The 23774-nt window shown below is 64.2% G+C and carries 29 protein-coding genes; 20 read left to right on the top strand and 9 right to left on the bottom strand.

Features of this window, described 5'->3' with window-relative positions; genetic code table 11:
- Window positions 1–26 precede the first annotated feature (26 nt).
- The 4 genes from G7Y85_RS18095 to G7Y85_RS18080 all read left to right on the top strand — a co-directional run bounded on the left by G7Y85_RS18095 (window position 27) and on the right by G7Y85_RS18080 (window position 3341).
- Complete coding sequence (locus G7Y85_RS18095; RefSeq protein WP_166260773.1) at window positions 27–617, top strand: methylthioribulose 1-phosphate dehydratase; 591 nt, start codon at window positions 27–29, stop codon at window positions 615–617.
- A gap of 18 nt (window positions 618–635) precedes the next feature.
- On the top strand, window positions 636–1187 hold the full coding sequence (locus G7Y85_RS18090; protein ID WP_166260770.1) for a 1,2-dihydroxy-3-keto-5-methylthiopentene dioxygenase: 552 nt from the start codon (window positions 636–638) through the stop codon (window positions 1185–1187).
- Between the two features lie 136 nt (window positions 1188–1323).
- Entirely contained in the window at window positions 1324–1998 is a 675-nt protein-coding gene (mtnC, locus tag G7Y85_RS18085; RefSeq protein WP_166260767.1) for an acireductone synthase, read from the top strand.
- Between the two features lie 107 nt (window positions 1999–2105).
- Window positions 2106–3341, top strand: coding sequence for an acyltransferase family protein (locus G7Y85_RS18080; RefSeq protein ID WP_166260764.1), 1236 nt, complete (start codon window positions 2106–2108; stop codon window positions 3339–3341).
- 68 nt (window positions 3342–3409) lie between these two features.
- Here the strand turns inward: G7Y85_RS18080 and G7Y85_RS18075 are convergent, their stop codons facing one another.
- Window positions 3410–3928 carry a M15 family metallopeptidase gene (locus tag G7Y85_RS18075; RefSeq protein ID WP_166260761.1) on the bottom strand — a complete coding sequence of 173 codons (519 nt, stop codon included), beginning with the start codon at window positions 3926–3928 and terminating at the stop codon, window positions 3410–3412.
- A gap of 14 nt (window positions 3929–3942) precedes the next feature.
- Window positions 3943–4737 carry a 3'(2'),5'-bisphosphate nucleotidase CysQ gene (gene cysQ, locus G7Y85_RS18070; RefSeq protein ID WP_166260758.1) on the bottom strand — a complete coding sequence of 265 codons (795 nt, stop codon included), beginning with the start codon at window positions 4735–4737 and terminating at the stop codon, window positions 3943–3945.
- 18 nt (window positions 4738–4755) lie between these two features.
- Here cysQ and yrfG point away from each other — a divergent pair, with 18 nt between their 5' ends.
- Window positions 4756–5439 carry a GMP/IMP nucleotidase gene (gene yrfG / locus G7Y85_RS18065; protein ID WP_166260755.1) on the top strand — a complete coding sequence of 228 codons (684 nt, stop codon included), beginning with the start codon at window positions 4756–4758 and terminating at the stop codon, window positions 5437–5439.
- A gap of 18 nt (window positions 5440–5457) precedes the next feature.
- Here the strand turns inward: yrfG and pbpG are convergent, their stop codons facing one another.
- Both pbpG and G7Y85_RS18055 read right to left on the bottom strand, forming a co-directional pair.
- Window positions 5458–6762: a D-alanyl-D-alanine endopeptidase gene (gene pbpG / locus G7Y85_RS18060; protein WP_206675611.1), complete on the bottom strand. Its 1305-nt coding sequence runs from the start codon at window positions 6760–6762 to the stop codon at window positions 5458–5460.
- A 75-nt stretch (window positions 6763–6837) separates the two neighbouring features.
- Window positions 6838–8100, bottom strand: coding sequence for a DEAD/DEAH box helicase (locus G7Y85_RS18055; protein ID WP_166260748.1), 1263 nt, complete (start codon window positions 8098–8100; stop codon window positions 6838–6840).
- 248 nt (window positions 8101–8348) lie between these two features.
- On the opposite strand from G7Y85_RS18055, the gene trxA reads away from it, so the two are divergent.
- From trxA to G7Y85_RS18015, 8 genes are all read left to right on the top strand, one after another.
- The gene (gene trxA / locus G7Y85_RS18050; RefSeq protein ID WP_166260745.1) at window positions 8349–8693 is read left to right on the top strand and encodes a thioredoxin; all 345 of its coding nucleotides are present in this window, start codon (window positions 8349–8351) and stop codon (window positions 8691–8693) included.
- A gap of 311 nt (window positions 8694–9004) precedes the next feature.
- Window positions 9005–10240, top strand: a complete 1236-nt coding sequence (gene rho / locus G7Y85_RS18045) for a transcription termination factor Rho (RefSeq protein WP_241696273.1) — start codon at window positions 9005–9007, stop codon at window positions 10238–10240.
- 158 nt (window positions 10241–10398) lie between these two features.
- Window positions 10399–12129, top strand: coding sequence for a type IV-A pilus assembly ATPase PilB (pilB, locus tag G7Y85_RS18040; RefSeq protein WP_166260742.1), 1731 nt, complete (start codon window positions 10399–10401; stop codon window positions 12127–12129).
- A 42-nt stretch (window positions 12130–12171) separates the two neighbouring features.
- Window positions 12172–13395, top strand: a complete 1224-nt coding sequence (locus G7Y85_RS18035; protein WP_166260739.1) for a type II secretion system F family protein — start codon at window positions 12172–12174, stop codon at window positions 13393–13395.
- 89 nt (window positions 13396–13484) lie between these two features.
- Entirely contained in the window at window positions 13485–14348 is an 864-nt protein-coding gene (locus tag G7Y85_RS18030; protein WP_166260736.1) for a prepilin peptidase, read from the top strand.
- Window positions 14349–14355: 7 nt separating this feature from the next.
- Window positions 14356–15018: a dephospho-CoA kinase gene (gene coaE, locus G7Y85_RS18025; RefSeq protein ID WP_166260733.1), complete on the top strand. Its 663-nt coding sequence runs from the start codon at window positions 14356–14358 to the stop codon at window positions 15016–15018.
- A gap of 16 nt (window positions 15019–15034) precedes the next feature.
- Window positions 15035–15814, top strand: a complete 780-nt coding sequence (zapD, locus tag G7Y85_RS18020; RefSeq protein ID WP_166260730.1) for a cell division protein ZapD — start codon at window positions 15035–15037, stop codon at window positions 15812–15814.
- Window positions 15811–16035, top strand: coding sequence for a DNA gyrase inhibitor YacG (locus tag G7Y85_RS18015; protein ID WP_174839800.1), 225 nt, complete (start codon window positions 15811–15813; stop codon window positions 16033–16035). Before zapD ends, G7Y85_RS18015 begins: the two co-directional genes overlap by 4 nt.
- Here the strand turns inward: G7Y85_RS18015 and G7Y85_RS18010 are convergent.
- Both G7Y85_RS18010 and G7Y85_RS18005 read right to left on the bottom strand, forming a co-directional pair.
- The gene (locus G7Y85_RS18010; protein ID WP_166260727.1) at window positions 16029–16235 is read right to left on the bottom strand and encodes a SlyX family protein; all 207 of its coding nucleotides are present in this window, start codon (window positions 16233–16235) and stop codon (window positions 16029–16031) included. The genes G7Y85_RS18015 and G7Y85_RS18010 overlap by 7 nt on opposite strands.
- A 36-nt stretch (window positions 16236–16271) precedes the next feature.
- Complete coding sequence (locus G7Y85_RS18005) at window positions 16272–17021, bottom strand: OmpW/AlkL family protein (RefSeq protein WP_166260724.1); 750 nt, start codon at window positions 17019–17021, stop codon at window positions 16272–16274.
- 283 nt (window positions 17022–17304) lie between these two features.
- Here G7Y85_RS18005 and G7Y85_RS18000 point away from each other — a divergent pair, with 283 nt between their 5' ends.
- Window positions 17305–17634, top strand: a complete 330-nt coding sequence (locus G7Y85_RS18000; protein ID WP_166260721.1) for a hypothetical protein — start codon at window positions 17305–17307, stop codon at window positions 17632–17634.
- A gap of 99 nt (window positions 17635–17733) precedes the next feature.
- Here G7Y85_RS18000 and rpmG read toward each other — a convergent pair whose 3' ends face one another.
- Together rpmG and rpmB are read right to left on the bottom strand one after the other, a co-directional pair.
- The gene (gene rpmG / locus G7Y85_RS17995; RefSeq protein WP_166260717.1) at window positions 17734–17904 is read right to left on the bottom strand and encodes a 50S ribosomal protein L33; all 171 of its coding nucleotides are present in this window, start codon (window positions 17902–17904) and stop codon (window positions 17734–17736) included.
- 17 nt (window positions 17905–17921) lie between these two features.
- Window positions 17922–18158, bottom strand: a complete 237-nt coding sequence (gene rpmB, locus G7Y85_RS17990; RefSeq protein WP_166260714.1) for a 50S ribosomal protein L28 — start codon at window positions 18156–18158, stop codon at window positions 17922–17924.
- Window positions 18159–18350: 192 nt separating this feature from the next.
- On the opposite strand from rpmB, the gene G7Y85_RS17985 reads away from it, so the two are divergent.
- Both G7Y85_RS17985 and G7Y85_RS17980 read left to right on the top strand, forming a co-directional pair.
- A complete protein-coding gene (locus G7Y85_RS17985; RefSeq protein ID WP_166260711.1) occupies window positions 18351–18893 on the top strand; it encodes a hypothetical protein in 543 nt (180 codons plus the stop codon).
- On the top strand, window positions 18890–19453 hold the full coding sequence (locus G7Y85_RS17980) for a hypothetical protein (RefSeq protein WP_166260708.1): 564 nt from the start codon (window positions 18890–18892) through the stop codon (window positions 19451–19453). Before G7Y85_RS17985 ends, G7Y85_RS17980 begins: the two co-directional genes overlap by 4 nt.
- A gap of 24 nt (window positions 19454–19477) precedes the next feature.
- Here G7Y85_RS17980 and radC read toward each other — a convergent pair whose 3' ends face one another.
- The gene (radC, locus tag G7Y85_RS17975; RefSeq protein WP_166260705.1) at window positions 19478–20152 is read right to left on the bottom strand and encodes a RadC family protein; all 675 of its coding nucleotides are present in this window, start codon (window positions 20150–20152) and stop codon (window positions 19478–19480) included.
- Window positions 20153–20187: 35 nt separating this feature from the next.
- On the opposite strand from radC, the gene coaBC reads away from it, so the two are divergent.
- The 4 genes from coaBC to G7Y85_RS17955 all read left to right on the top strand — a co-directional run bounded on the left by coaBC (window position 20188) and on the right by G7Y85_RS17955 (window position 23769).
- The gene (coaBC, locus tag G7Y85_RS17970; protein ID WP_174839799.1) at window positions 20188–21411 is read left to right on the top strand and encodes a bifunctional phosphopantothenoylcysteine decarboxylase/phosphopantothenate--cysteine ligase CoaBC; all 1224 of its coding nucleotides are present in this window, start codon (window positions 20188–20190) and stop codon (window positions 21409–21411) included.
- An 88-nt stretch (window positions 21412–21499) separates the two neighbouring features.
- Window positions 21500–21958 carry a dUTP diphosphatase gene (gene dut / locus G7Y85_RS17965; RefSeq protein WP_166260702.1) on the top strand — a complete coding sequence of 153 codons (459 nt, stop codon included), beginning with the start codon at window positions 21500–21502 and terminating at the stop codon, window positions 21956–21958.
- 39 nt (window positions 21959–21997) lie between these two features.
- Window positions 21998–22861 (top strand): acetylglutamate kinase, encoded by an 864-nt coding sequence (gene argB, locus G7Y85_RS17960; protein ID WP_166260699.1) that lies wholly within the window; start codon window positions 21998–22000, stop codon window positions 22859–22861.
- A 26-nt stretch (window positions 22862–22887) separates the two neighbouring features.
- Window positions 22888–23769 carry an NAD(P)-dependent oxidoreductase gene (locus G7Y85_RS17955; RefSeq protein ID WP_166260696.1) on the top strand — a complete coding sequence of 294 codons (882 nt, stop codon included), beginning with the start codon at window positions 22888–22890 and terminating at the stop codon, window positions 23767–23769.
- The last annotated feature ends 5 nt before the right edge of the window (window positions 23770–23774 follow it).

The following is a 23774-nucleotide window of genomic DNA, read 5'->3' as shown; positions in this document are numbered from 1 at the left end:
CGCACTGACCTAAAGTGCGCGACCGCATGAACATCAACGAACCCGCCCAGTCCCTGATCGCTGCCGGCCAGCTCTTCCACCAGCGCGGCTGGGTGCCGGCGACCGGCGGCAATTTCTCGGCGCGGCTCGACGGCGAGCGCATACTGATCACCGCCAGCGGCTGCCACAAGGGGGAGCTGGCCGCGAGCGACTTTCTAGTCGCCGACTTCGACGGCAAGCCGATCGACTCGCCGCGCAAGGCCTCCTACGAAACCCTGCTGCACTGCCAGCTCTATCGCCACGACCCGGCGATCGGCGCGGTGCTGCATACGCATTCGATCGCCAACACCGTGCTGTCGCGTCGACTCGATCGCATCCGCCTCGCCGGCTACGAATTGCTCAAGCTGCTGCCCGGCATCGGCACGCACGACACGCAGGTCGATGTGCCGGTGTTTGCCAACGATCAGGATATTGCCCGCTTGTCGGCAACGGTCGACGCCCATATGAAACGGGATCCGCAGACACCGGCCTACGTGATCGCCGGCCACGGGCTGTATGCCTGGGGCGCGGATGTGGCGCAGGCGCGCTGGCGCGTCGAGGCGCTGGAGTTCATGTTCGCGTGCGAGCTGCACGCGTGATGATGAGGAGTTGAAGACATGACCACACTGAGCGTTTACGCAGAACAGCAGCCGCAACAGCCGCTCGGCGTCTACACCGAGTTCGCTGCGATCCGCGACCAGCTGGCACAGATCGGCGTCGAGTTCGAACGCTGGGACGCGAGCCGGCCGCTGTCGGCAACCGCCGAACCGGACGAGGTGATTGCCGCGTATCGCGACTCGATCGATCGCCTGAACGCCAAATATGGCTTCGTCAGCGTCGACGTCGTCAGCATGCATCCGGATCACCCGCAGGCCGAAACCGCGCGCGGAAAGTTCCTGTCCGAACATACCCACGACGATTTCGAGACCCGTTTCTTCGTCGACGGCGCCGGCGCGTTCTACATCCGCGCCGGCGGCAAGGTGTTTCTCACCGTCTGCACGAAGGGCGATCTGATCAACCTGCCGGCCAATGTCACGCACTGGTTCGACATGGGCCCGCGGCCTGATTTCAAGGCGATCCGCTTCTTCCGCATCCCGGAAGGCTGGGTCGGTCATTTCACCGGCGATGCGATCGCCGAGCGCTTCCCGAAATTCGCGAGTGCCGCGTGATCAAGGCCATGCTTGCCGACACCGAGGGGCGCGGCGGAAGCAGACGGACGGCCTTGATTGGCAGTCCGTCCCGCAGCGCGCCCGGACAGAGAGGTCTGGCCCGGACTGCTGCGCGACGGATGGCTCGGGAGCTGCTGTGATCAAAGCCATACTCACCGACATCGAGGGCACCACCTCCTCGATCGATTTCGTTCACGACACGCTGTTTCCCTATGCGCAGCAGCATCTGCGACGCTTCCTGCGCGAGCAGGCCGGTGACGATGCCGTGCAGCAGGCGCTCGACGACGTCGAAGCGATCGTCGGCCAGGATCTGTCGATCAACGAAGCGGCCGACGTGCTCGAGCAGTGGATCGCCGAAGATCGCAAGGCAACGCCGCTGAAGACCCTGCAGGGCCTGATCTGGAAAGTGGGTTACGACAGCGGCGAACTGCAGGGCCACGTCTATGCGGACACGCCGGCGGCCCTGCAGCGCTGGCACGCGAACGGTCACAAACTCTACGTCTACTCCTCGGGTTCGGTCGACGCGCAGAAGCTGATTTTCGGTCATACCGCGTATGGCGATCTGACGCCGCTGTTTTCCGGCTATTTCGACACACGCATCGGCGGCAAGCGCGAGCGCTCGTCCTACACGGCGATCCTGCGCGAGATCGGCCTGCCGGGCGAAGCGGTGCTGTTCCTGTCCGACATCGGGGCCGAACTCGATGCCGCGCACGCCGCCGGCATGCGGACCTGCCAGCTGCTGCGCGACGACAAGGCGATGCCGAACGACGCGCACCCGCAGGCGCGCGACTTCGACGAGATCCGCCTGTAGCACCTGACAAGCGCGCGGCCGCCTGATCGGTTTCAGCGGCAATTCATCGCCGCTGCGGCTCACTGGCTGCGCACGAGTCCTGTCCGTGCGTCACCGGTTCGTCTGGCATGGATGCCAAACCTGAAGCGGCGGCAGACGCGTTCCCGCCGCCGCGTTCATCCGTCCCCCACACGGGCGCCGCGGCGTCGAACCGCATCGAAGGCCTCGACGGCCTGCGTGCGGTATCGATCCTGTTCGTGCTGATCGGCCACGGCGCCCACACCAGCGGCGCACCGGGCTTCATGCGCCCCTTCGGCGAGATGGGCATCGTCGGCGTCGAGGTCTTCTTCACGATCAGCGGCTTCATCATCACGCATCTGTTGCTGCGCGAGCACGAGCGCAGCGGCTGCGTGGATCTGCGCAGGTTCTGGATGCGCCGCGTGCTGCGCATCGTGCCACCGTTCTGCGCGGCGACCCTCGGCATCGTGCTGGCCGCGGCGGCCGGCGTCCTGCAATGGCATTGGCTGTCGTTCATCAGCGCGATCACGCTCAGCAAGGACACGCCGCTATTGCCGGGCGACTGGTTCTTCGGCCACATCTGGAGCCTGTCGCTGGAGGAGCAGTTCTACCTGCTGTGGCCGCTGGTATTCGCACTCGCACTCGATCGCCGGCGCACGATGATGATCCTGGCATTGCTGGTCGTCGGCAGCGCGCTGATCACGCCGCTGACCGTCGCCCATGCCCGGCCCTTGCAGAACATCGTGCCCTATCTTCCGCATCTGGCCGCGGGCTGTCTGCTGGCGCTGGCACTGCACGCATCGCGTGAACCGCCGTGGCTGCGGCGCTATCGCGCGCTGCCGACGCGCAGCCTGATCATTGCCGCGCTGTGCGTTGCCGCCGTGGTCGTGGCCTGGTTGCGCGGTCGCGATCTGCAGGACCTGCGCTGGACGCCGCTGTACGCCCTGCTCGTGCCCTTGTGCGCGCTGCTGCTGATCGCGGAGGTCGTCTGGCCGGACGGACGTCTGCATCGTCTGCTGTCGGCCCCGAGTCTGCGCTGGCTCGGCCGCATCTCGTACAGTCTCTATCTCTGGCAGCAGCTGTTCTTCGGGCCGGATGATGCCTATCTGCATCCCTGGCTGTGGAGCAGCTGGCCCTTCAATCTGTTCGCGGCGATCGGCTGTGGCGCGCTCGGCTACTACCTGGTCGAGAAACCGTCGGCCCGGCTCAAACGGCACTTCGAACGGCGCGCTGACGGCACCAGTGCCAAGGGTAAGCCGTCGCGCTTCGGGCGCGACCCGATGTCATGTCCGTCGTCGGCTAAAGCCCGGCCAGGGGGCATTCCACTTCGCCGCGGAATGCCTTGATGTCATTTCGAAGTCAGCGAAGTGCGGGTCCGTTCGACATCGGGAGAAAACAGTCGCGCCAAGCACGGCTATCGCGCGGGACGGTGCCAGCACCAATGCCAGGGCTCATAGCAATACCCTTCCGCATTGCCGCGCGGATATGACAATGCAAAGCCGAAATCCCGCGCGTGCGCGCTGAGCCAGGCGAAGGCCGCCGTGTTCTCGAAGGCATCGTCGAGCGCCGCCACGTCACGCGCGCCGATGTCAATGGCGCGACCACTGTGATGCTCGCTGTAGCCCGGCGGCGCGTTGATCTGCAGGATCGCGTCGATCGCATCACCGCGCCGGAGCTTGGCGCGGATCAGCGCGGTCTGGAACGCGACGCTGCGGAACGCCGAGATCAGCAGCAGTTCCAGGCCGGCGGCGGCGGCGGCATCGCGCATGGCCAGCCACGCGCGCGCGGCATCCGGCAACAGGAATTTGTCGCGACCGTCGGTGCCGAGGCCGACCGGCTGCAGTCGCCGCGGCTCGCGATGACGCACGAGCCGGCGAGACCGGATCGACTGCGGCTCAATGCCGAGCTCGGCATGCAAGACGCTCAGCGTCATGGTTTGCGATCGCATCAGGCAAGCTTCTGCGGCCATCCGTAGTCCGAATCGCCGATCGCCAGAAAATCCGGATTGAGCAGCGATTCCTTCTCGTTGTAGCGCAGTGGGCAGAGCGCCGGTGTCCGCAGCACCTGCCCGCCGGCCTGCTCGACGATGCACTGGCCGGCGGCGGTATCCCACTCCGAGGTCGGTCCGGTGCGCGGATACAGATCAGCGCCGCCTTCGGCGATCTGGCAGAACTTCAGCGACGACCCGCGACTGATCGCGTCATGCGCCGGAGCCTTGGCGAGAAATGCGTCGAGCGCCGCGTCGCGATGCGATTTGCTGATGACGAACACGGGCCGCGCCGGAACCTTGCGCGTGCGGATCGCGACACAGCTGCCGTCCTTCCAGCGCATCGCGCCCAGACCGCGGGCGGCGCCGTAGCTGAGATTCAGTGCCGGCGCATGCACCACCCCCATTCGCGCTTCGCCGTTTTCGATCAAGGCGATGTTGACGGTGAATTCATCGTTGCGCTTGATGAACTCCTTGGTGCCGTCGAGCGGATCGACCAGCCAGTAGCAGGCCCACTGTCGGCGCGTCGTGAACGGAATGTCCGCTGCCTCTTCGCTGAGCACCGGAATGTCGGGGCTCAGCGTCCGCAGGGCGGCCGCAATATGATGATGCGCGGCCAGATCCGCCTGCGTCAGCGGCGACCGGTCCGGCTTGAATTCGACCGGAAAATCACGGTGATAGACGGCAAGGATCTTGTCGCCGGCGTCGATCGCGATCTTCACGATCGCATCGAACATCTCGTTGGCGGTGCTCATGGTCCGTATCATAGAGGCATGGACAATCTGGCCAATGCACATCTGGTCGACTGGCGGGCAGCGGACTGGGTTCTGCTCGACATGGACGGCACCGTGCTCGATCTCGCATTCGACAACTATTTCTGGCGTGAACTCGTGCCGGAGCGTTATGCGCAGAAGCATGGCCTGACGCTGGCGCAGGCGAATGCGGAACTGGCGCCGAAGTTCACCGCCATCCAGCACACGCTGCCCTGGTACTGCACCGATCACTGGAGCGCGGAAACCGGTCTCGACATGGCCGGACTCAAACGCGAGATCCGTGAACGCATCCGGCCGATTCCCGGGGTCGAGTCTTTCCTGCGTCTGGTCCGGCGCAGCGGACGGCAGTTGTGGATCGTCACCAACGCGCATCGCGACAGCTGGCAGCTGAAACTCGAACACACCGGATTTCGCCGCTATTTCGATCGCGTCATCAGCTCGCACGACTTCGGCCATCCGAAGGAGGACCTGCGCTTCTGGCAAGCCATGCGCACCGCGCACGAGTTCGATCCGAAGCGCGCGCTGTTCGTCGACGACAGCATGCCGGTGCTGTCGGCGGCCGAAGCGTTCGGAATCGCGCAGGTGATCGGCATCCGCAAACCCGACAGCGGCCTGCCGGGCCGGCCTCTGCCGGCGATGCGATCGGTGGAAACCCTCGCCGAGCTGGCAGCGAGCTTCGCCTAGCTCACGGCCGGGCGTGACTCAGGACGAGCTGCGCGCACGGCCGCGACGATGGCGGCTGCTGCTCTTGCTGCTGCTGGCGAGCGACGTCGACGACGAGCCCCGTTCGACCCAGCTGCGGACGCGCTGGGCATCGGCAAAGCGCGTCATCTTGCCGTCCGAATCGAGCAGCACCATCACCAGCGGCCGACCCTTGACGGTCGCCTGCATCACCAGACAGCGGCCCGCTTCGGTGGTGTAGCCCGTCTTCTGCAGACCGATGCGCCAGTCGTTGTTGGCCCGCACCAGTCTATTGCTGCTGACGAAGTGCATGCTGCGCCGGCCGGGCTTCACGGTCTGTTCGACATGGGTCGAGAAGTCGCGAATCAGCGGCACCTTGTAAGCCGCGTCGACCAGTCTCACGAGATCGTGGGCGGTCGAGACGTTCTGGCTCGAAAGGCCGTTGCTGTCGTGATATTCGGTATGCGCCATGCCCAGCGACTTGGCCCGCGCATTCATCGCCCGCACGAAAGCCGGTGTCCCGCCGGGATAATGCCGTGCCAGTGCCGAAGCAGCGCGGTTCTCGGACGACATCAGCGCCAGCAGCAAAAGCTCACGGCGCGTGAACTTGAGGCCGGGCGTCAGGCGCGAGTAGCTGTGCTTGATATGGTCGATGTCGTCGCTGGTGATTTCGATCACTTCATCCAGCGGCTGCTTGGCGTCGGTGACGACCAGCGCAGTCATCAGCTTCGTCAGCGACGCGATCGGCTGCACGGCATCGGCGTTCTGCGAAGCCAGCACTTCGTTGGTCTTCTGATCAACGACCAGCACGACGCTCGATTTCAGGCGCAGGCCGGACGGCAGATGCAGATCCTTCTGGTCCGGCTTGTCGTCGATCTGCTTGGCGATCGCATCGACGACATCCTCGTCCGGGGTCTCGCTGTCGTCGCCCGGCGCGGTCTGCACGGCATCGGCTTCGACACTGGCCGCGGATTGTGGCGTGGAGCTGACGGCGACTGTCTTCAGCGGATCGCTGCCCGCTGCGGCGACCTCGACCACCGGCTCGGTCTCGCGGCCGCGATCGTTGATCACGGCGTCGACCGGGATCGTCATGGTGTCGGTGTTCAGCGGCGCCGCAAGCTGGCTGCCGGCGGCATCGACGATCGCTTCCGTATCCTCGGTGGCCGGATTTGCCGAGGCACTGGCGCCATCGCGCAACAGCCAGGCCGAGCCGAACGCACTGACGGCCACTACACCCAGCAGCAGCTGTACCGGCAGGCGCGGAATACGCGGCTGGCGCCAGCTTCTCGGAGTTTCGTAGTCGACGCCGGTGCGAACTCGATTCACGCCATCTTCCATCTTTAACAACACGCCCTAAGATGGCGTGAAATATACCAATATTCCCCAGGCATGCAATGCCGCTCAGCGCCGCCGCGGCGGCGGCCGGCGGCCGCGGTTGGCGCCACCACCCGCATGATGCCGTCGCGGTTCGGGCTTCGGCGCGACGAAATCACTGGCGATCAGGGCATGACCGTCCGGCATCACCGGCAGACGATTGCCGATGTACTTCTCGATCTCGGGCAGCGAATAGACCCAGGTTTCGCAACACAGCGACACGGCGTCGCCGGTCGCACCCGCGCGCGCGGTACGGCCGATGCGGTGCACGTAGTCCTCCGCGTCCTGCGGCAGGTCATAGTTGACGACCAGATCCACGCCTGGAATGTGCAAGCCGCGTGCCGCCACGTCGGTGGCCACCAGCACCGGCAGCTTGCCCTGCTTGAAATCCTCGAGCAGACGCAGCCGTTGTCCCTGCGAGACATCGCCGGACAATACGCTGGCTTCGAAGCCGTTCAGGCGCAGGCCCTTCTCGACGAACTCGGCGCCGCGCTTGGTGTTGATGAAGACCAGCGAGCGGAAGGCATTGCGATGCCGCAGCAGCCCGATCAGGAACGGCAGCTTCTCGTCGTTGGAGACGTGCACCAGTTCCTGACGCACGCGCTCGGCCGTGACCTGATCGGGTTCGATCTCGATCTTCTGCGGGCTGTTCATGTGCTCGTAGGCCAGCTCGAGCACGCGTTGCGACAGGGTCGCCGAGAACAGGTAGTTCTTGCGCTGCGCCGGCGGCGGCATCTTGCGGATCAGGTAGCGGATGTCGGCGATGAAGCCGAGATCGAACATGCGATCGGCTTCGTCGAGTACCAGCACCTCGATCTGCCTGAGATGGTAGGTGCCCTGCTTGAAGTAGTCGATCAGGCGACCCGGCGTCCCGATCAGGATGTCGACGCCACCTTCGATGCTCTGCCGCTGCAATTCGTAGCCGGCGCCGCCGTAGCAGACGGTCATGCGCAAACCACTCTGCGCGCCCAGCCCCATGGCATCGTTGTAGATCTGTACGGCGAGTTCGCGCGTCGGCGCGAGGATGAAGGCACGCGGCTGGTTCGGGTCGTCGCCTTCGGCGCGCGGATGGGTCAGCAGGCGATTCATCGTCGCCAGCAGGAAAGCGGCGGATTTGCCGGTGCCGGTCTGCGCCTGTCCGGCAAGATCTTCGCCATTCAGGGCACGCGGCAGCGCCTGCGCCTGGATCGGCGTGCAATGGCTGTAACCGAGCTGGGAAAGACCAGCCTGCAGGCTGGCGTGCAGCGGAAGATCGGCGAAACGGACGGCGGAAAGATGGTCGGGTTGCATTCAGGTGGTATCGCTCGCCGGATGGCCGGCTCTTGCAAGGCGCGGAGGTTTCAGATCAAATAACGCACATCAATGGCCCCGCAGCGATTACCGCTTGCTGCACCGGGCCCGCGCTATTTCCCCGTCGTATAAAGATTAATCATACCGGTCTGTCGTGCTTTTTGCGCGGCGGCGGTCGATCAAGAACCACCCCACTTCCGAAGCGTGCGGGCGTTTTCCTGCTCATCCTTCCTGCGAGGCACCCACTCATGAGTGAACATATTTCGGCCGTTACCGATGCCAGTTTCGAACAGGACGTGAAGTCCGCGAGCCGTTCGCAGCCGGTGCTCGTCGACTTCTGGGCGGAGTGGTGTGGCCCCTGCCGCATGATTGCGCCGATCCTCGATCAAGTGGCCGCCGAGAATGTCGGCAAGCTCAAGATCGTCAAACTCAATGTCGATGAAAACCCGCAGACGCCGGCTTCGCTCGGCATCCGCGGCATCCCGACGCTGATCCTGTTCAAGGACGGACAGCCGGCGGCAACCCAGGTCGGCGCCGTGCACAAGGCACAGCTCACCGCTTTCGTCACTCCCCACCTGAATAACGTCGCTTGAACAAGCCTCCGATGAAACACCGTCGTCGTTTCCAGCGTGGCGGCCAGAACCGTGGTGGAAACCAGGGCGGTAATGGCAACAGCAATGGCAATCACAATGGCAACCAGGGCTTCCCTGAAGACATCCAGCCCGACGACGTCGAAGGCGGCGACGAAGAACTGGAACTGTCGCTGAGCGCCGAAGCACACGCGGGCCAGCCGCGCATGCCGGCACCGCAGATGGCCGATGACGATGAAAACGGCGGGGTCAATGGCAGCCCGCAGACGCCGCCGGAGCCGCCCAAGATCATCCGCGTCCAGGATCTGAAGCGGATGACCGCCTCGGAGCTTCTCGAACTGGCCGAATCGCAGGGTCTCGAGAACATCGCTCGCATCAAGAAGCAGGATCTGGTTTTCCAGCTGCTGCGTGCGGCGGCCAAGCGTGGCGAGCACATCTACACCGAAGGCGTGCTGGAAATCATGCAGGACGGCTACGGCTTCCTGCGTGGTCCGGACAGCTCGTACCTCGCCGGCCCGGACGATGTCTACATTTCACCGAGCCAGATACGCCGCTTTGCGCTGCGCACCGGCGACTCGGTCACCGGTCGGGTCCGCTCGCCGAAGGACAACGAACGCTACTTCGCGCTGCTCAAGGTCGACACGATCAACTTCGAGCCACCGGAAGTCTCCAAGCGCAAGGTCAGCTTCGAGAACCTGACGCCGCTGTTCGCCGACAAGCAGTACAAGATGGAGCGCGGCAACGGCACGACCGAAGACATCACCGCGCGCGTGATCGATCTGGTCGCGCCGTTCGGCAAAGGCCAGCGCGGCCTGATCGTCTCGCCGCCGAAGGCCGGCAAGACGATCATGATGCAGAACATCGCGCAGTCGATCGCCGCCAATTACCCGGACGCCTACCTGATCGTGCTGCTGATCGACGAGCGCCCGGAAGAAGTCACCGACATGCAGCGCACCGTGCGCGGCGAAGTCGTCGCGTCGACCTTCGACGAGCCGGCTTCGCGTCACGTGCAGGTCGCCGAAATGGTGATCGAGAAGGCCAAGCGTCTGGTTGAACACAAGCGTGACGTGGTCATCCTGCTCGACTCGATCACCCGCCTCGCCCGCGCCTACAACACGGTGGCACCGTCGTCCGGCAAGGTCCTGACCGGCGGTGTCGATGCCAACGGCCTGCAGAAGCCGAAGCGCTTCTTCGGCGCCGCGCGCAACATCGAGGAGGGCGGCTCGCTGACCATCCTGGCTTCGGCGCTGATCGATACCGGCTCGAAGATGGACGAAGTGATCTACGAGGAATTCAAGGGCACCGGCAACATGGAACTCCATCTGGAGCGCCGCATTGCCGAGAAACGCGTGTTCCCGGCGATCAACATCAACCGTTCCGGCACCCGCAAGGAAGAGCTGATGATGGATCCAACCGACCTCAACAAAGTCTGGATCCTGCGCAAACTGCTGCACGACATGGACGAGGTTGCGGCCATGGAACTGCTGATCGACCGCATGCGCCAGTCCAAGACCAATGCCGCCTTCTTCGATTCGATGAAGCGCAACTGATCCGGCCGCAGGCTGTCGCAAGCTGAAAGACGGGCGGCCCGTGCCGCCCGTCTTTCGTTGTGCAGCGGCTCGCGGCTGGCGGCTGGATTGACCCCGGACCGACGCCACCCTACATTCGTCGTCACTTCCTTACGTCGTCGGCATCGTCCTTCCCACATATGGCCATCGGCACTGCCCCTCCCCCGGTCTTCCTCGGCGGCCTCGCCCGCCGGCTGGTCGCCGACAAGCTGATCAGCGAAGCCCAGGCCCGCGAAGCCCAGCAGCGGGCGGTCAAGGAAAGCATGCCGTTCGTGTCGGCGCTGATCGCCGCCAAGGCCTTGTCGGCGCAGAAGATCGCCGAAGTGGCCAGCCTCGAGTTCGGGGCGCCCCTGATGGACATCTCGGCGATCGAGATCGATCCGGCGGTAGCCCGCGAAGTCAGCGACAAGGTGTTGCGCAAGGTCCACGCGCTGCCGCTCTACAAACGCGGCAAGAAGACGTTTGTCGCCGTTTCCGACCCGACCAATCTGCAGGCGCTCGACGAGATCAAGTTCGCGACCGGCAACATGACCGAGGCGGTGCTGGTCGAGGAAGACAAGCTCGTCAAGGCGATCGAAGCGGCGATCCAGGCGGGCGAGTCGCAACGCATGGATCTCGGCGATTCGGATCTCGAGAACCTCGAAGTCGAAGGCGGCGAAGCCGATGCGAACGTCGACGTCAGCAAGGCCGACGCCGACGATGCGCCGATCGTGCGCTACGTCAACAAGGTGCTGGTCGACGCCATCAACATCGGCGCGTCGGACGTGCACTTCGAGCCCTACGAGAAAACCTACCGTATCCGCTACCGCAAGGACGGCGAGCTGAAGACGATCGCGACGCCGCCACAGGCAATGGCCGGCCGGCTGGCTGCACGCGTCAAGGTCATGTCGCGGCTCGATCTGGCCGAACGGCGCGTGCCGCAGGACGGTCGCATCAAGCTCTATATCTCCAAGACCAAGGCCATCGACTTCCGCGTCAGCACCTGTCCGACCCTGTTCGGAGAAAAGATCTGCTGCCGCATTCTCGACCCGTCGAGCGCGCAGCTCGGCATCGATGCGCTCGGCTACGAGCCCGAGCAGAAAGACGCCTACATGAAGTCGCTGGCGCAGCCGCAGGGCATGATCCTGGTCACGGGTCCGACCGGCTCGGGCAAGACGGTGTCGCTGTATACCGGCCTGAACATTCTCAACACCGATGACATCAATATCTCGACGGCCGAGGACCCGGCGGAAATCAACCTGCCCGGCGTCAATCAGGTCAACGTCAATCCGCGCGTCGGCCTGACCTTCGCAGCGGCGCTGAAGGCTTTCCTGCGACAGGATCCGGACGTCATCATGGTCGGCGAAATCCGCGACCTGGAAACCGCCGAAATCGCGATCAAGGCGGCGCAGACCGGCCACCTGGTGTTGTCGACCCTGCACACCAACGACGCACCGCAGACCGTCGTGCGCCTGATGAACATGGGCGTGCCGGGCTACAACATCGCCTCGACGCTGTCGCTGATCATCGCCCAGCGCCTGGCCCGCAAACTGTGTTCGCAGTGCAAGCGCGAAGCCAGCATTCCGCGCGCCGAATTGCTGCGCCAGGGCTTCAAGGAAGCTGAGCTCGACGAACCCGGCTTCAAGATCTTCGAGGCGGCCGGCTGCGATCAATGCGACAACAGCGGCTACAAGGGCCGCACCGGCATCTATCAGGTCATGCCGTTCTCGACCGAGATGGGACGTATCATCATGGAAGGCGGCAGCGCGCTGGAAATCGCCGAGCAGGCGGAGCGCGAAGGGATTGCCGATCTGCGTGCCTCGGCCCTGCGCAAGGTCAGACAAGGCGCAATCGACCTGTTGCAGGCCAACGCCTGCACGGTCGGCGACTGAGCGCAGCGGGATTCGCGTAACAGCATTCGGGGGAAGGCTTAGATGGCGCAAGCGGCAGCAGCAGTCAAGGAATTCACGTTCCGCTGGGAAGGCACCGATCGCAAGGGCAATCGCATCAAGGGCGATCGTATCGGCCCCAGCGAGCATTTCATTCGCCTGCAGTTGCGTCGCGACGGCATCAATCCGATCTTCGTCCGCAAGCAGTCCGCCCTGTTCGCCAAGCGCAAGAAGAAGATCGCCAGCGGCGACGTCGCGATCTTCCTGCGTCAGATGGCGACCATGCTCGCGGCCGGCGTGCCGCTCGTGCAGTCGCTGGAAATCGTCGGCCGTGGCCATGACAACCCCAGCCTCGGCGAGATGATCATGGCAATCAAGACCGAGATCGAGGGTGGCAACTCGTTTGCCGAGAGCCTTGCCAAGTTTCCGCTGTACTTCGATGACCTGGTGGTCAATCTGGTCGAGGCCGGCGAAAAGTCCGGCACGCTCGAATCCCTGCTCGACAAGATTGCGACCTACAAGGAAAAGACCGAAGCGATCAAGAAGAAGGTCAAGAAGGCGCTGACCTATCCAACGGCCGTCATCGTCGTCGCCTTCATCGTCACCGGAATCCTGCTGTACTTCGTCGTGCCGCAGTTCCAGAATCTGTTCCAGGGCTTCGGCGCCGATCTGCCGGCTTTCACACTGATGGTGATTCACCTCTCGGAATTCGTTCAAAGTTCGTGGTGGCTGATTCTGGCGGTCGTCGGCGGAACCTTTTACGGATTGTTCGAAGCCAAGCGACGATCGGCCAATTTCCGGCGCCTGCTGGATCGCATCCTGCTGAAGGCGCCAGTGATCGGCGCGATTCTCTACAAATCGGCAGTTGCCCGCTTCGCCAGAACCCTGTCGACGATGTTCGCAGCCGGCGTGCCCCTGGTTGAAGCGATGGACTCCGTTGGCAAGGCAGCCGGCAACATCATCTTCACGGAGGCAATCCTGAAGATGAAGGACGAGGTCGCAACCGGCCAGCAACTCAATTTCACCATGGCGCAATCGAATCTGTTCCCGAACATGGCGACACAGATGGTGCAGATCGGCGAAGAGTCGGGCGCGCTGGACGCCATGTGCGCCAAGGTCGCCGACTTCTACGAAGCCGAAGTTGACATGCTGGTCGACACGCTCTCGAGCTTGCTTGAACCGATGATCATGTCGGTTCTCGGCGTGCTGGTCGGCGGCCTCGTGGTTGCCATGTACCTGCCTATCTTCAAGCTCGGCCAGGCCATTTAGGACCGCAAAGGCGCTGCCGCACGCTCGGGTGCCTTGTCGTCGCGTACAGGGCGCGCTCCGCATGAGGCCAAACAGGAAATAGTCTCGCCATGACCTTGCTCGAAGGGCTGCAGGACAGCCCGGCATTGCTCGTTGCCGTCGTCAGCGTGCTGGGCCTGTTGGTCGGCAGCTTTCTCAACGTCGTGATTCTGCGCCTGCCGCGCATGATGGAGCAGACCTGGAAGCGTGATGCGCGCGAAGCGCTGGGGCTGCCGGCAGTCGAAGAAGCCCGCCTGTCGCTGAGTCATCCGGCGTCCTGCTGTCCGTCGTGCCAGGCACCGATCCGCCCCTGGCAGAACGTGCCGGTAATCAGCTGGCTGGCGCTGCGCGGGCGCTGCGCCCACTGTCGTGCTCCCATTTCACCGCAATACCCCTTGGTCGAGGCGGCCTCCGCCCTGCTGTCCGCAGTCTGTGCCTGGCATTTTGGCTACGGCCCGGCGCTGCTGGGCTCGCTGGTGCTGAGCTGGGTGCTGCTGGCACTGGCGGTAATCGATCTGCGCACGCAACTGCTGCCGGACGATTTGACGCTGCCACTGCTCTGGCTCGGCCTGCTGCTGGCGCTGGCGCCGATCTTTGCCGACCTGCACTCGGCCGTGATCGGTGCCGCGGCCGGCTATCTGCTGCTGTGGGCGGTGTTCTGGCTGTTCAAGCTCGCCACCGGCAAGGAAGGCATGGGGTACGGCGACTTCAAGCTGCTCGCCGCGCTCGGGGCGTGGCTCGGCTGGCAATCGCTGCCGACGATCGTGCTGCTGTCGTCGGTGGTCGGTGCGGCGGTCGGCATCGGTCTGATCGTGTTCCGCCGACATGGCCGCGAAGTACCGATTCCGTTCGGCCCGTATCTGGCCGCGGCCGGCTGGCTGACGCTGGTGTTCGGCCCGCAACTGCAGCAGGCCTATCTGCATGCCGTGAGCTGAGACTGCCATGCCTTTGACCATCGGCCTGACCGGCGGCATCGCCAGCGGCAAATCGCTGGTTCAAGCCCGCTTCGAGGCGCTGCAGGTCCCGGTGCTCGACGCCGATCAGGTCTCTCGCGATATCGTCATGCCGGGATCGCCGGCGCTGGCAGAAATCGCACAGACCTTCGGCGACGAATTCCTGCTCGCCAGCGGTGAGCTCGATCGCCGCCGCCTGCGTGGACAGGTATTCGGCCACCCCGATGCGCTTCGCAAGCTGGAAGCCATCACCCACCCGCGGATCCGTGCCGCCATGATGCGCTGGCGCGAGGCCCAGACAGCGCCGTACTGCATGCTCAGCGTGGCGATCCTGATCGAGGCACGCATGCATGATCTGGTCGATCGCGTGCTGCTGGTCGACGCACCGGTCGAGTTCCAGTTCGCGCGCCTGACAAAGCGCGACGGCATCGACGAGGCGCTTGCTCGACAAATGCTGGCAGCGCAAAGCGACCGCGAAACCCGGCTCGGCATGGCGCACGACGTGCTCGACAACTCGGGGGACATCGCCACCACGGAAGCCGCGGTCGACGAATTGCATCATTTCTATCTGCGGCTGGCGGCGCGCGGCGAGCCGCACGCAGCGGGCCTGCGTTTGCCGCATAGTGTGAACTCCGTCACAATCAAAATTTAGCCGTCCCGTATTCATTGTGAGCGAGGCCAATCCTGACGATCTGGTATTCGAGCAACCGCTCAGCGAGCGGGTGCGCACTTTTCTGCGGCTCGAACTCCTTTTCCTGCAGTATCACGATCATCGCCACAACGAGACGACATTCGGCGCGCGAGCCTCGCTGCATGCCCTGCTCGATCTGCTGGTCGTCACGTCGCGCTCGGATCTGAAGAACGACATCCTCAAGGAACTGAACGACCAGTATCATCACCTGACACGGCTGGCCGCGCGGCCCAGCGTCGATCAGGAAAGACTCAAGGGCGTGCTGGCCGAGATCACCGAAGTTCTCAACCAGCTCCAGCAACTGGCGACCCAGTTTGCCAACTCGCTGCTGCGCGGCAGCGACTTTCTCGTCAGCATCCTCAATCGCTCGACGATACCGGGGGGCACCTGCGGCTTCGATCTGCCTCACTACCACTGGTGGCTGTCGCAGCCACGCGCGCGCATCACCCGCGACCTCGACGCCTGGTTTGCCGATCTTCGCCCTTTCGAACGCGCGATCCTGCTGTACTTGAAACTGCTGCGCTCCAGCGTTCCCGATGAAGCCGTGACGGCACGCGGCGGTATCTACCTGCACACACCCAGCGGCCCCTGCCTGCTGGTGCGTGTACTGGTTCCGGCAAACCCCGCTGTCTACCCGGAAATCAGCGCCGGCCGGCACCGCTTCACCGTGCGCTTCATGGCGATGCGCGAGCTGTCGGAACGGGCGCAGCAGTCGCAATCCGACATCAACTTCCGCCTGCAGTGCTGCAACCTGTGAGCGGCACGGCAGGCAAGGACAACGTCCGTCCGCATCGCATCGCATCCTGCCCGCAGTGCGGGCAGTCGGTGCGCCTCGACGACGCCAATCCATGGCGGCCGTTCTGCTCCGAGCGCTGCAAGATGCTCGACCTGGGCGAGTGGTTCAATGGCGGCTTTGCCATTCCCGACGAGGAGCCTCCATTCGGCGGCGATCCCGGCTATCCCACTCCGCGTCAATAGTGCGGAGGTACCTCGTCCTCCGCGCTGCCCTTGAAAATATCCTGGCCCATGCGTGCAACACGCTCGAGCAGTTGCCGGCACATTCCTTCAAGTTCACTGATGCGGCGCTGCTGTGCGGCGATGACATCATTGAGATCCTGCAGCGTCGCCTCCTGATAGGCGAGCCGGGTCTCCAGATCGATCAAGCGTGCTTCGTCCATCATGTCTTCCTGTCTGGCATCGCGGACGGATCCGAATCAGAACACGTACGAAATCAGCAGCGCGGTCGCGAGCGGATTGATATCGATGCTGGTCTTGCTGGTCGACAAACGCGTGCCGTCGGCCGCATTGATGGCGATCGTCGAAGTAGTACTCAGGCCGACATATGAAAGCGACAATGCAGCACCCCAGTGCGCGTCGAACGCATAGGACACGCCGACGTTGGCGATCGGCGCCCAGTCCGGCGCAGACTTTGCCTTGACGGTCGTGCCATCGATCGGGAAATTGAGATTGGCAAGCGCGAGGCTGCGGCCAAAAGTGCTGTTCAGATCGCGCTCGAACTCGGGCTTGAGTTTCACGTCGGTGAAGAAGGTATAGGTGACGCCGACACCGAGCACGGGACGCCAGCGCGCGCTCGGCTGGCGGAAGTAGTACTGCAGCAAAAGCGCCGGACTCCATTGCCGGGAACTGGCGATCGGATTGTTGTCCCGGGACCCGAGATCGACGCTTAGTGCGGCGATACTTGGATTGGGCTGCACCACGCCCTTGCCGCGCAGATCGAACTTCGGCGGAATGCCGCCTTCGGTCTTGATCGCAAGATGGTCGGTCACGAAATACGACATTGCGACCTGCAGCGTGGTCGCGTTGCTGACCGTCGCCGAAGTTCCGGGCGAATCGAAGCTGGCCGGAATGCCGAGCAACACCCCCAGGCCCGGTTTGACGTCGGTGTGCAGTGGCGTGCTGTGATCGAGCGTGACGGCGTTCAGAACACCCGCCTGCAACAGCATCGAGCCTGCACTCTGTGCAAAAGCGGGACACGCGCCAATGGACAGCAGGCAAAGCGCCAGATATCTCCTCATCTCAACTCCGCGGGAACACGCGTACGCCATACGCCGGGGGAACAATTTCACCGGTCGATCAATGATCGGCGACCGGGCGCGATTCATAACATTCACTGCCCATCGTTGTCACTGCGGGAGCTCGTCGCCCGTCGCACGATCGACGGCTGAAGATTCAGAATCGATTCAGCGCGCCCCGGTAGTCTGATAGGCGTTCCAGGAGGTTCAAATCATGAACAAGCTCTTCGCAGTTGCAGGTCTGGCCATTTCAGCGCTCGCGCCGTTGCCGGTGCTCGCGCATTCCAATGTGTCGCTGAGCGTGGGGCTGGGAATTCCGGCGCCGGTATTCGTTGCCCCGGCACCGGTCTACTACGCACCACCCCCGCCACGTTACTACTACAGCTACTACGAACCGGCACCGGTCGTGGTCTATCGCGGCGGCTACTACGACCGGCACGTCGTCTACCGCGATAGCCGATACACGCGCTACGACTACGGCCATGGACCTCGCAGCTATCGAGAGGACTATCGCGAGCGCGTCGATCATCACTACCGCCGCTGACGGTCAAGGTTCTGTGCAAGAAGCCGGGCGATCGCCCGGCTTTTTTGATGCCGCAAAAAAAAACGCCGCTCGGAGGCGGCGTTTTTCGGAATGCGGCGACTACTTGACCTTCGCTTCCTTGAAGGCGACGTGCTTGCGAACGACCGGATCGTACTTCTTGAACTCGAATTTGTCCGGCGTGTTCTTGCGATTCTTGGTCGTCGTGTAGAAATAGCCCGTGTCGGCGGTGGACACCAGCTTGATCTTTTCAACGTCTTTTTTCTTGGCCATCGTTCAGCTCCTGGTCCTTAGACCTTTTCGCCGCGCGCGCGCAGCTCGGCGATCACCACATCGACGCCCTTCTTGTCGATCAGGCGCATGCCCGCCGCGGAGACACGCAGCGAGACGAACCGCTTTTCCGTTTCCAGCCAGAAGCGATGCTTGTGCAGATTCGGCTCGAAGCGGCGACGGCGACGGTTATTGGCGTGCGAAACGGTATTACCGACAATCGGCCGCTTACCGGTGACCTGACAGACTTTCGACATGACACGAAACCCTAGGGAAAGATGCGACGACACGGCCTGATGGCCGCGAAAAGGGGCGCAATTGTGCCAGCACACTCCGGCAAGGGCAAGAGGCAGCAGCGAGGCCGCGCCCCGTCCACAAGCTCCCCAGATTGAGTTATTTACGTGACGCAGCGCAAATATCGAGGATTGTGCTTACCGGATACTCCCATCATGCACGACGCAGAGCAGATCAGGCGCAAGTTGTCGCGGGCAGCAAGGCGGCTGGTGGACCAGACCGGCGCTGCCGTGACGGCCGCCGATCTGGCCGCCGCCGCCACCTTGCCGCCCGCGACGATCGGCCAGGTTTACGGCGATTTCGAGACCCTTCTCTGCGAACTGCTCGGACAGATGCACGACGAAGTCCGCGACCTGATTGCAAATCTGACGCTGAACATGCCGGCTGGTCGCTCGCGCCTGAAGCTGGCCGTCGACGCCTATCTTCAGGCCCTTTTCGAGCGCCCGGCGCTGCGGGCACTGGCCTCGCGCCTGCGTTTTCACCCCCAGGGCGCACAACTGATCCGCCAGCGTGTGCACGGCTTCAACCTGCTGCTGCAGATGGAACTGAAGAACATCGGCTGGCGTCAGCCGGACGCCCTGGCCCGGCTGGCAACCGCGGCCATCATCGAAATCGGCCTGGCCGAAGCCGAGGCCGGTCACCCGCTGCCGGAACTGCGGGAAACCCTGCTCAACTATTTCGACACGGAATCGCGATGAAGAACGACATTCGCAGCAAGCTGTTTTCGGCGACCTCGGTGATCGCCACACAGATTCCGCACGACGATCTGTCGATTTCCCGGGTCTGCGAAGTCGCCGGCATTCCGGCCAGCGACTTCAAGACGACCTTCGGCGACATCCCGACCTATCTGGAAGCCGTGCAGCAGGACTTCCTGCAGAACGTCCGTGCCCGCATCATCAACGTCACCAACGGCGCGACTCCAGGCCTGTTGCGCATCAAGCTCGGCTCGGAAAGCTATCTGGCCTACTGCGCGGAAAATGCCGGTGTTCGCGACTGGCTGGTGGCAGCACGCGCGCAACCGCGCGTGCTGCGAGGGCTGCAACAGCAGAACCAGAGCTTCACGCTGGTGCTCGGCGCGGAATTGAGGGCGCTCGGCCGCTACCAGCCGGACGCCGCGGCCCGCCTGTACATCGCGATGCTCAACGAGGTCGCCAGCAGCGAACAGCGCAGCCGCCGGCGGCTTCCGGACCTTCGTGACGCGCTGTGGCACTTCCTCGATCACGTCGGCACGTCGCTGCAGCAGCGCAACGCGGCCTGAGCCCCACCACCGCCCGCGGCAGCCTTACAACCAGCCGCGTGCGGCGAAGCTGGCCGGCGCGCCCTCGCCGATCACGAGATGATCGAGCACGCGCACATCGATCGTCGCCAGCGCCTGCCGCAGACGCTCGGTCAAAGCCCGATCGGCAGCACTGGGCTCAACCACGCCGCTGGGATGATTGTGGGCAAAGATCAGCGCGGCGGCGCGATGCCGCAGCGCGGCCTTGACTACTTCGCGCGGATAGACCGCAGCGCCATCGAGCGTCCCTTGCGCCAGCACCTCGAAGGCCAGCACGCGGTGCTGCGCATCGAGAAACAGCGCCGCGAACACTTCGTGATCGAGATCCCGGAGTCGCGCACGCAGAAAACGTTCGGCCGCCAGTGGATCGTTGAGACCGTCCCCGCGCTGCAGTTCCTCGGCGAGATGCCGGCGTGCCAGTTCGAGCACCGCCTGAAGCTGCGCATACTTGGCGGGCCCCAGGCCCCGGGCCGCTGAAAATCCGGCCAGATCGGTGCCCAACAGTGCGCGCAGACCACCGAAGCCGGCAATCAACTCGCGCGCCAGTTCGACCGCGCTCTTGCCGGCCACGCCCGTGCGCAGAAAAATCGCCAGCAGTTCGGCGTCGCTGAGCATCGCGGCACCCTGCGCCAGCAGCTTTTCACGGGGCCGCTCGTCGACCGGCCAGTCACGGATTGCCATACGTCGTCTCCCTGCAAGGCCGCTAGAATGTTGCGATGAATACGCCCATGCCGTCCGTGCCGCAGCTCTCAAATCGCCGCATCCTGCTGGCGGTGACGGGCGGGATCGCCGCCTACAAGGCTGCCGATCTGCTGCGTCGCCTGAAGGAATCGGGTGCCGACGTGCAGGTCGTGATGACGGCCGGGGCGCGGGAGTTCGTGACGCCGCTGACCTTCCAGGCGCTGTCCGGCCGCGAAGTACGGACCTCGCTGCTTGATCCGGCGGCCGAAGCGGCGATGGGCCATATCGAACTGGCACGCTGGCCGGACCTGATCGTGATCGCGCCGGCGTCGGCCGACGTCATCGCCAAGCTCGCGCATGGCCTCGCCGACGATCTGCTGAGCACGCTGGCGCTGGCAACCGACAAGCCGATCGCGATCGCTCCGGCCATGAATCGTCTGATGTGGGCCAACGCGGCGACGCAAGCCAATGTCGCGACACTGGCGGCGCGCGGCGTGCAGGTGCTTGGCCCCGGCTCCGGCTCGCAGGCCTGCGGCGAAACCGGGGACGGCCGGATGTGGGAGCCCCTGCAGATCCGCGATGCCATCGCACAGCGCTTCAACGCCGGCCCGCTGCACGGGGTTCGGGTCGTGCTCACGGCCGGACCAACGCGCGAAGCCATCGACCCCGTGCGCTACATCAGCAATCGTTCATCGGGAAAAATGGGATATGCGCTTGCCGCCGCGCTGCAGGCGCTGGGCGCGAACGTCACCTTGCTCAGTGGCCCGACCAATCTGTCGACACCGGCCGGCGTGCTGCGCGTGGATCTCGAAAGCGCGGAGCAATTGCTTGAAGAGTCCCTTCGCGCCGTTGCCGGCGCGCAGATGTTCGTCGGCGCCGCTGCAGTTGCCGACTACCGCGTCGACATGCCGGCCGACGAGAAGATCAAGAAGGCCGATGCAACGATGTCGCTGACCCTCAGCCGCAATCCGGACGTGATCGCCGCGGTACGCCAGCGCGATGCGAAGCTTTTCGTGGTCGGCTTCGCTGCCGAAACCGAGAAACTTGCCGAGCACGCACGCGCCAAGCTGGAACGCAAGAAGCTCGACATGATCGCCGCCAACTGGGTGGGCCATGGTCGCGCCTTCGACCGCGACGACAACGCGCTGTCGATCTTCTGGAACGGCGGTGAACGCGAACTGCCGCAAGCCAGCAAGAGCGAGCTCGCACGTCAGCTTGCGTCCCTGATTGCAGAACGATTTCTCGCTGCGCGAAATTGAGCTTTTGTGCAGGAAACAGCTTCCGGCGCACGCTCCGCGCATTCGTGGTCGTGCCGACGAGGCGCTCCCACTCCCGAACCGACCCGTCATGAAACAGAACATTCGCCTGAAGATTCTCGACCCTCGCCTGGGCACCGAACTGCCGCTGCCGGCTTATGCAACCGACGGCGCCGCAGGCCTGGACCTGCGCTGCCTGCTCGACGCGCCGCTGAGCCTGGAGCCGGGTGCAACCACCCTGCTGAAAACCGGTCTGGCGATTCACATCGGCGACGTCGGCCTTGCCGCCGTGATCCTGCCGCGCTCCGGACTGGGCCACAAGAACGGCATCGTGCTTGGCAATCTGGTCGGCCTGATCGATTCCGACTATCAGGGCGAACTGATGGTTTCGTGCTGGAATCGCGGCCAGAGCGCCTTCACGATCAACCCGGGTGAACGCATCGCGCAGCTGGTGTTCGTGCCGGTCGTGCAGGCCGCGTTCGAGATCGTCGATGATTTCGCCGCGAGTACCCGCGGCGCCGGTGGCTTTGGCCATACCGGCCGGCATTGAGTTCATAATCGCGCCGCTTTTCGCAGCCACCGACATGCCATGACCATCGATCTGACCAACGCGCAGACCACCGCTCGGGTGCTCACCGAGGCGTTGCCGTATATCCGTCGCTTCGCCGGCAAGACCATCGTCGTCAAGTACGGCGGCAACGCCATGAAGGACGACACGATGATCGCGTCCTTCGCGCGCGATATCGCCTTGATGAAACTGGTTGGCATGAATCCGGTCGTCGTGCACGGCGCCGGCCCGCAGATCGGGGCGCACCTGGAGAAGCTCGGCAAGAAAAGCGAGTTCATCCAGGGCATGCGGGTCACCGACGAGGAGACGATGGACGTCGTCGAGATGATGCTCGGCGGACTGGTCAACAAGGCGGTCGTCGCGGCGCTCAATCAGCAGGGCGGCCGCGCGGTGGGGCTGACCGGCAAGGACGGCAGCATGATCCGCGCGCGACCGATGAAGATCGACGGACACGAACTGGGCCAGGTCGGCGAGGTCGAACGCATCGACCCGCGCGTGATCACGCATCTCGAAGCCGGCGGTTTCGTGCCGGTGATCGCGCCGGTCGGCGTTGGCGAGAACGGCGAGGCCTACAACATCAATGCCGACGTTGCCGCCGGCAAACTCGCTGCCGTGCTGCAGGCCGAGAAGATCATCTTCCTGACCAATGCGCCGGGCGTGCTCGACAAGCAGGAACGCGTGCTGACCGGCCTGAACGTGCCGCAGGTCGAAGCGCTGATTGCCGATGGCACCATCCACGGCGGCATGGTGCCCAAGGTGCGCTACGCGCTCGACGCCGTGAACAGCGGCGTCAAGTCCGCCCATATCATCGACGGACGGCTCGAACATTCGGTGCTGCTCGAGTTGTTCACGGATCGGGGCATTGGCACCCTGATCCACGGTTGAGTCTCGCACCACGTCCGGGACCGCACATGAAAATCGGCTTCGTCGGACTCGGCAGCATGGGCAGCGCAATTGCCGCGAACCTGATTCGTGCCGGCCATCAGGTTCGTGTCTGGAACCGATCGCCCGGGCCCATCGGCGAACTGGTCGATCTCGGTGCGACTGCGGCGGCCTCGGCCCGCGATGCACTGCACGGCGATGTGCTGTTCTCCATGCTGGCCGACGACGCGGCAGTCCGCAGCGTTTTCGTCGACGGCGGCGCACTGCGACACGCCACCACGGGCCTGATTCACGTCAACCTGGCGACCGTCTCGATCCGCCTTGCAGGCGAATTGACCGAGCTGCATGAAACGCTGGGTTTGCGCTACGTCGCCGCACCGGTGTTCGGCCGGCCGGATGCCGCACGAAGCGGCCAGCTCAATATCGTCGCTGCCGGCGATGCCGGCGCGCTCGAGCAACTGCAGTCACTGTTCGACGTGATCGGCCAGAAGACCTGGAAACTCGGCGATGCACCCTTGCGTGCCAACGCGGTCAAGATCTCCGGCAATTTCATGATCGCAGCCGCGATCGAAGCCATGGCCGAAGCCACCACCCTGGCGCAAGCCCATGGCGTCAGCAGCGCGGAATTGCTCGACATCTTGACCAGCACGCTGTTCGCCTCGCCGGTCTACAAGGGATACGGCACCCTCATCGCCGAGCAGCGTTTCTCGCCGCCGGGCTTCGCGCTGCGGCTCGGCCTTAAGGATGTTCGGCTGGCGCTGGAAGCCGGCGACACCCGCCATGTGCCCCTGCCGCTGGCGAGCCTGCTGCGCGACAGCCTGCTGGAAGCGGTCGCGTCCGGTGACGGTGAACTCGACTGGGCGGCACTCGCGAAAGTCGCGCAGCGCCGCGCCGGGCTGGACGCCGCCTAGAAATT

The organism is Solimonas terrae, assembly GCF_011067135.1.
Classification (GTDB): domain Bacteria; phylum Pseudomonadota; class Gammaproteobacteria; order Nevskiales; family Nevskiaceae; genus Solimonas; species Solimonas terrae.
The sequence above is the reverse complement of the archived record's forward strand: the minus strand, read 5'-3'. Positions and strand labels throughout refer to the sequence as shown.

Coding starts and splice junctions, on each gene's coding strand:
- G7Y85_RS18080 (WP_166260764.1), top strand. CDS start 2,106: ATGGATGCCAAACCTGAAGCGGCGGCAGACGCGTTCCCGCCGCCGCGT.
- G7Y85_RS18095 (WP_166260773.1), top strand. CDS start 27: ATGAACATCAACGAACCCGCCCAGTCCCTGATCGCTGCCGGCCAGCTC.
- G7Y85_RS17980 (WP_166260708.1), top strand. CDS start 18,890: ATGAAGAACGACATTCGCAGCAAGCTGTTTTCGGCGACCTCGGTGATC.
- G7Y85_RS18075 (WP_166260761.1), bottom strand. CDS start 3,928: ATGACGCTGAGCGTCTTGCATGCCGAGCTCGGCATTGAGCCGCAGTCG.
- argB (WP_166260699.1), top strand. CDS start 21,998: ATGACCATCGATCTGACCAACGCGCAGACCACCGCTCGGGTGCTCACC.
- rho (WP_241696273.1), top strand. CDS start 9,005: ATGACCGCCTCGGAGCTTCTCGAACTGGCCGAATCGCAGGGTCTCGAG.
- coaBC (WP_174839799.1), top strand. CDS start 20,188: ATGAATACGCCCATGCCGTCCGTGCCGCAGCTCTCAAATCGCCGCATC.
- trxA (WP_166260745.1), top strand. CDS start 8,349: ATGAGTGAACATATTTCGGCCGTTACCGATGCCAGTTTCGAACAGGAC.
- G7Y85_RS18090 (WP_166260770.1), top strand. CDS start 636: ATGACCACACTGAGCGTTTACGCAGAACAGCAGCCGCAACAGCCGCTC.
- G7Y85_RS17985 (WP_166260711.1), top strand. CDS start 18,351: ATGCACGACGCAGAGCAGATCAGGCGCAAGTTGTCGCGGGCAGCAAGG.
- G7Y85_RS18000 (WP_166260721.1), top strand. CDS start 17,305: ATGAACAAGCTCTTCGCAGTTGCAGGTCTGGCCATTTCAGCGCTCGCG.
- yrfG (WP_166260755.1), top strand. CDS start 4,756: ATGGACAATCTGGCCAATGCACATCTGGTCGACTGGCGGGCAGCGGAC.
- G7Y85_RS18035 (WP_166260739.1), top strand. CDS start 12,172: ATGGCGCAAGCGGCAGCAGCAGTCAAGGAATTCACGTTCCGCTGGGAA.
- radC (WP_166260705.1), bottom strand. CDS start 20,152: ATGGCAATCCGTGACTGGCCGGTCGACGAGCGGCCCCGTGAAAAGCTG.
- G7Y85_RS18005 (WP_166260724.1), bottom strand. CDS start 17,021: ATGCTGTTGCAGGCGGGTGTTCTGAACGCCGTCACGCTCGATCACAGC.
- pilB (WP_166260742.1), top strand. CDS start 10,399: ATGGCCATCGGCACTGCCCCTCCCCCGGTCTTCCTCGGCGGCCTCGCC.
- G7Y85_RS18055 (WP_166260748.1), bottom strand. CDS start 8,100: ATGCAACCCGACCATCTTTCCGCCGTCCGTTTCGCCGATCTTCCGCTG.
- G7Y85_RS18030 (WP_166260736.1), top strand. CDS start 13,485: ATGACCTTGCTCGAAGGGCTGCAGGACAGCCCGGCATTGCTCGTTGCC.
- G7Y85_RS17955 (WP_166260696.1), top strand. CDS start 22,888: ATGAAAATCGGCTTCGTCGGACTCGGCAGCATGGGCAGCGCAATTGCC.
- rpmB (WP_166260714.1), bottom strand. CDS start 18,158: ATGTCGAAAGTCTGTCAGGTCACCGGTAAGCGGCCGATTGTCGGTAAT.
- cysQ (WP_166260758.1), bottom strand. CDS start 4,737: ATGAGCACCGCCAACGAGATGTTCGATGCGATCGTGAAGATCGCGATC.
- coaE (WP_166260733.1), top strand. CDS start 14,356: ATGCCTTTGACCATCGGCCTGACCGGCGGCATCGCCAGCGGCAAATCG.
- G7Y85_RS18010 (WP_166260727.1), bottom strand. CDS start 16,235: ATGGACGAAGCACGCTTGATCGATCTGGAGACCCGGCTCGCCTATCAG.
- rpmG (WP_166260717.1), bottom strand. CDS start 17,904: ATGGCCAAGAAAAAAGACGTTGAAAAGATCAAGCTGGTGTCCACCGCC.
- dut (WP_166260702.1), top strand. CDS start 21,500: ATGAAACAGAACATTCGCCTGAAGATTCTCGACCCTCGCCTGGGCACC.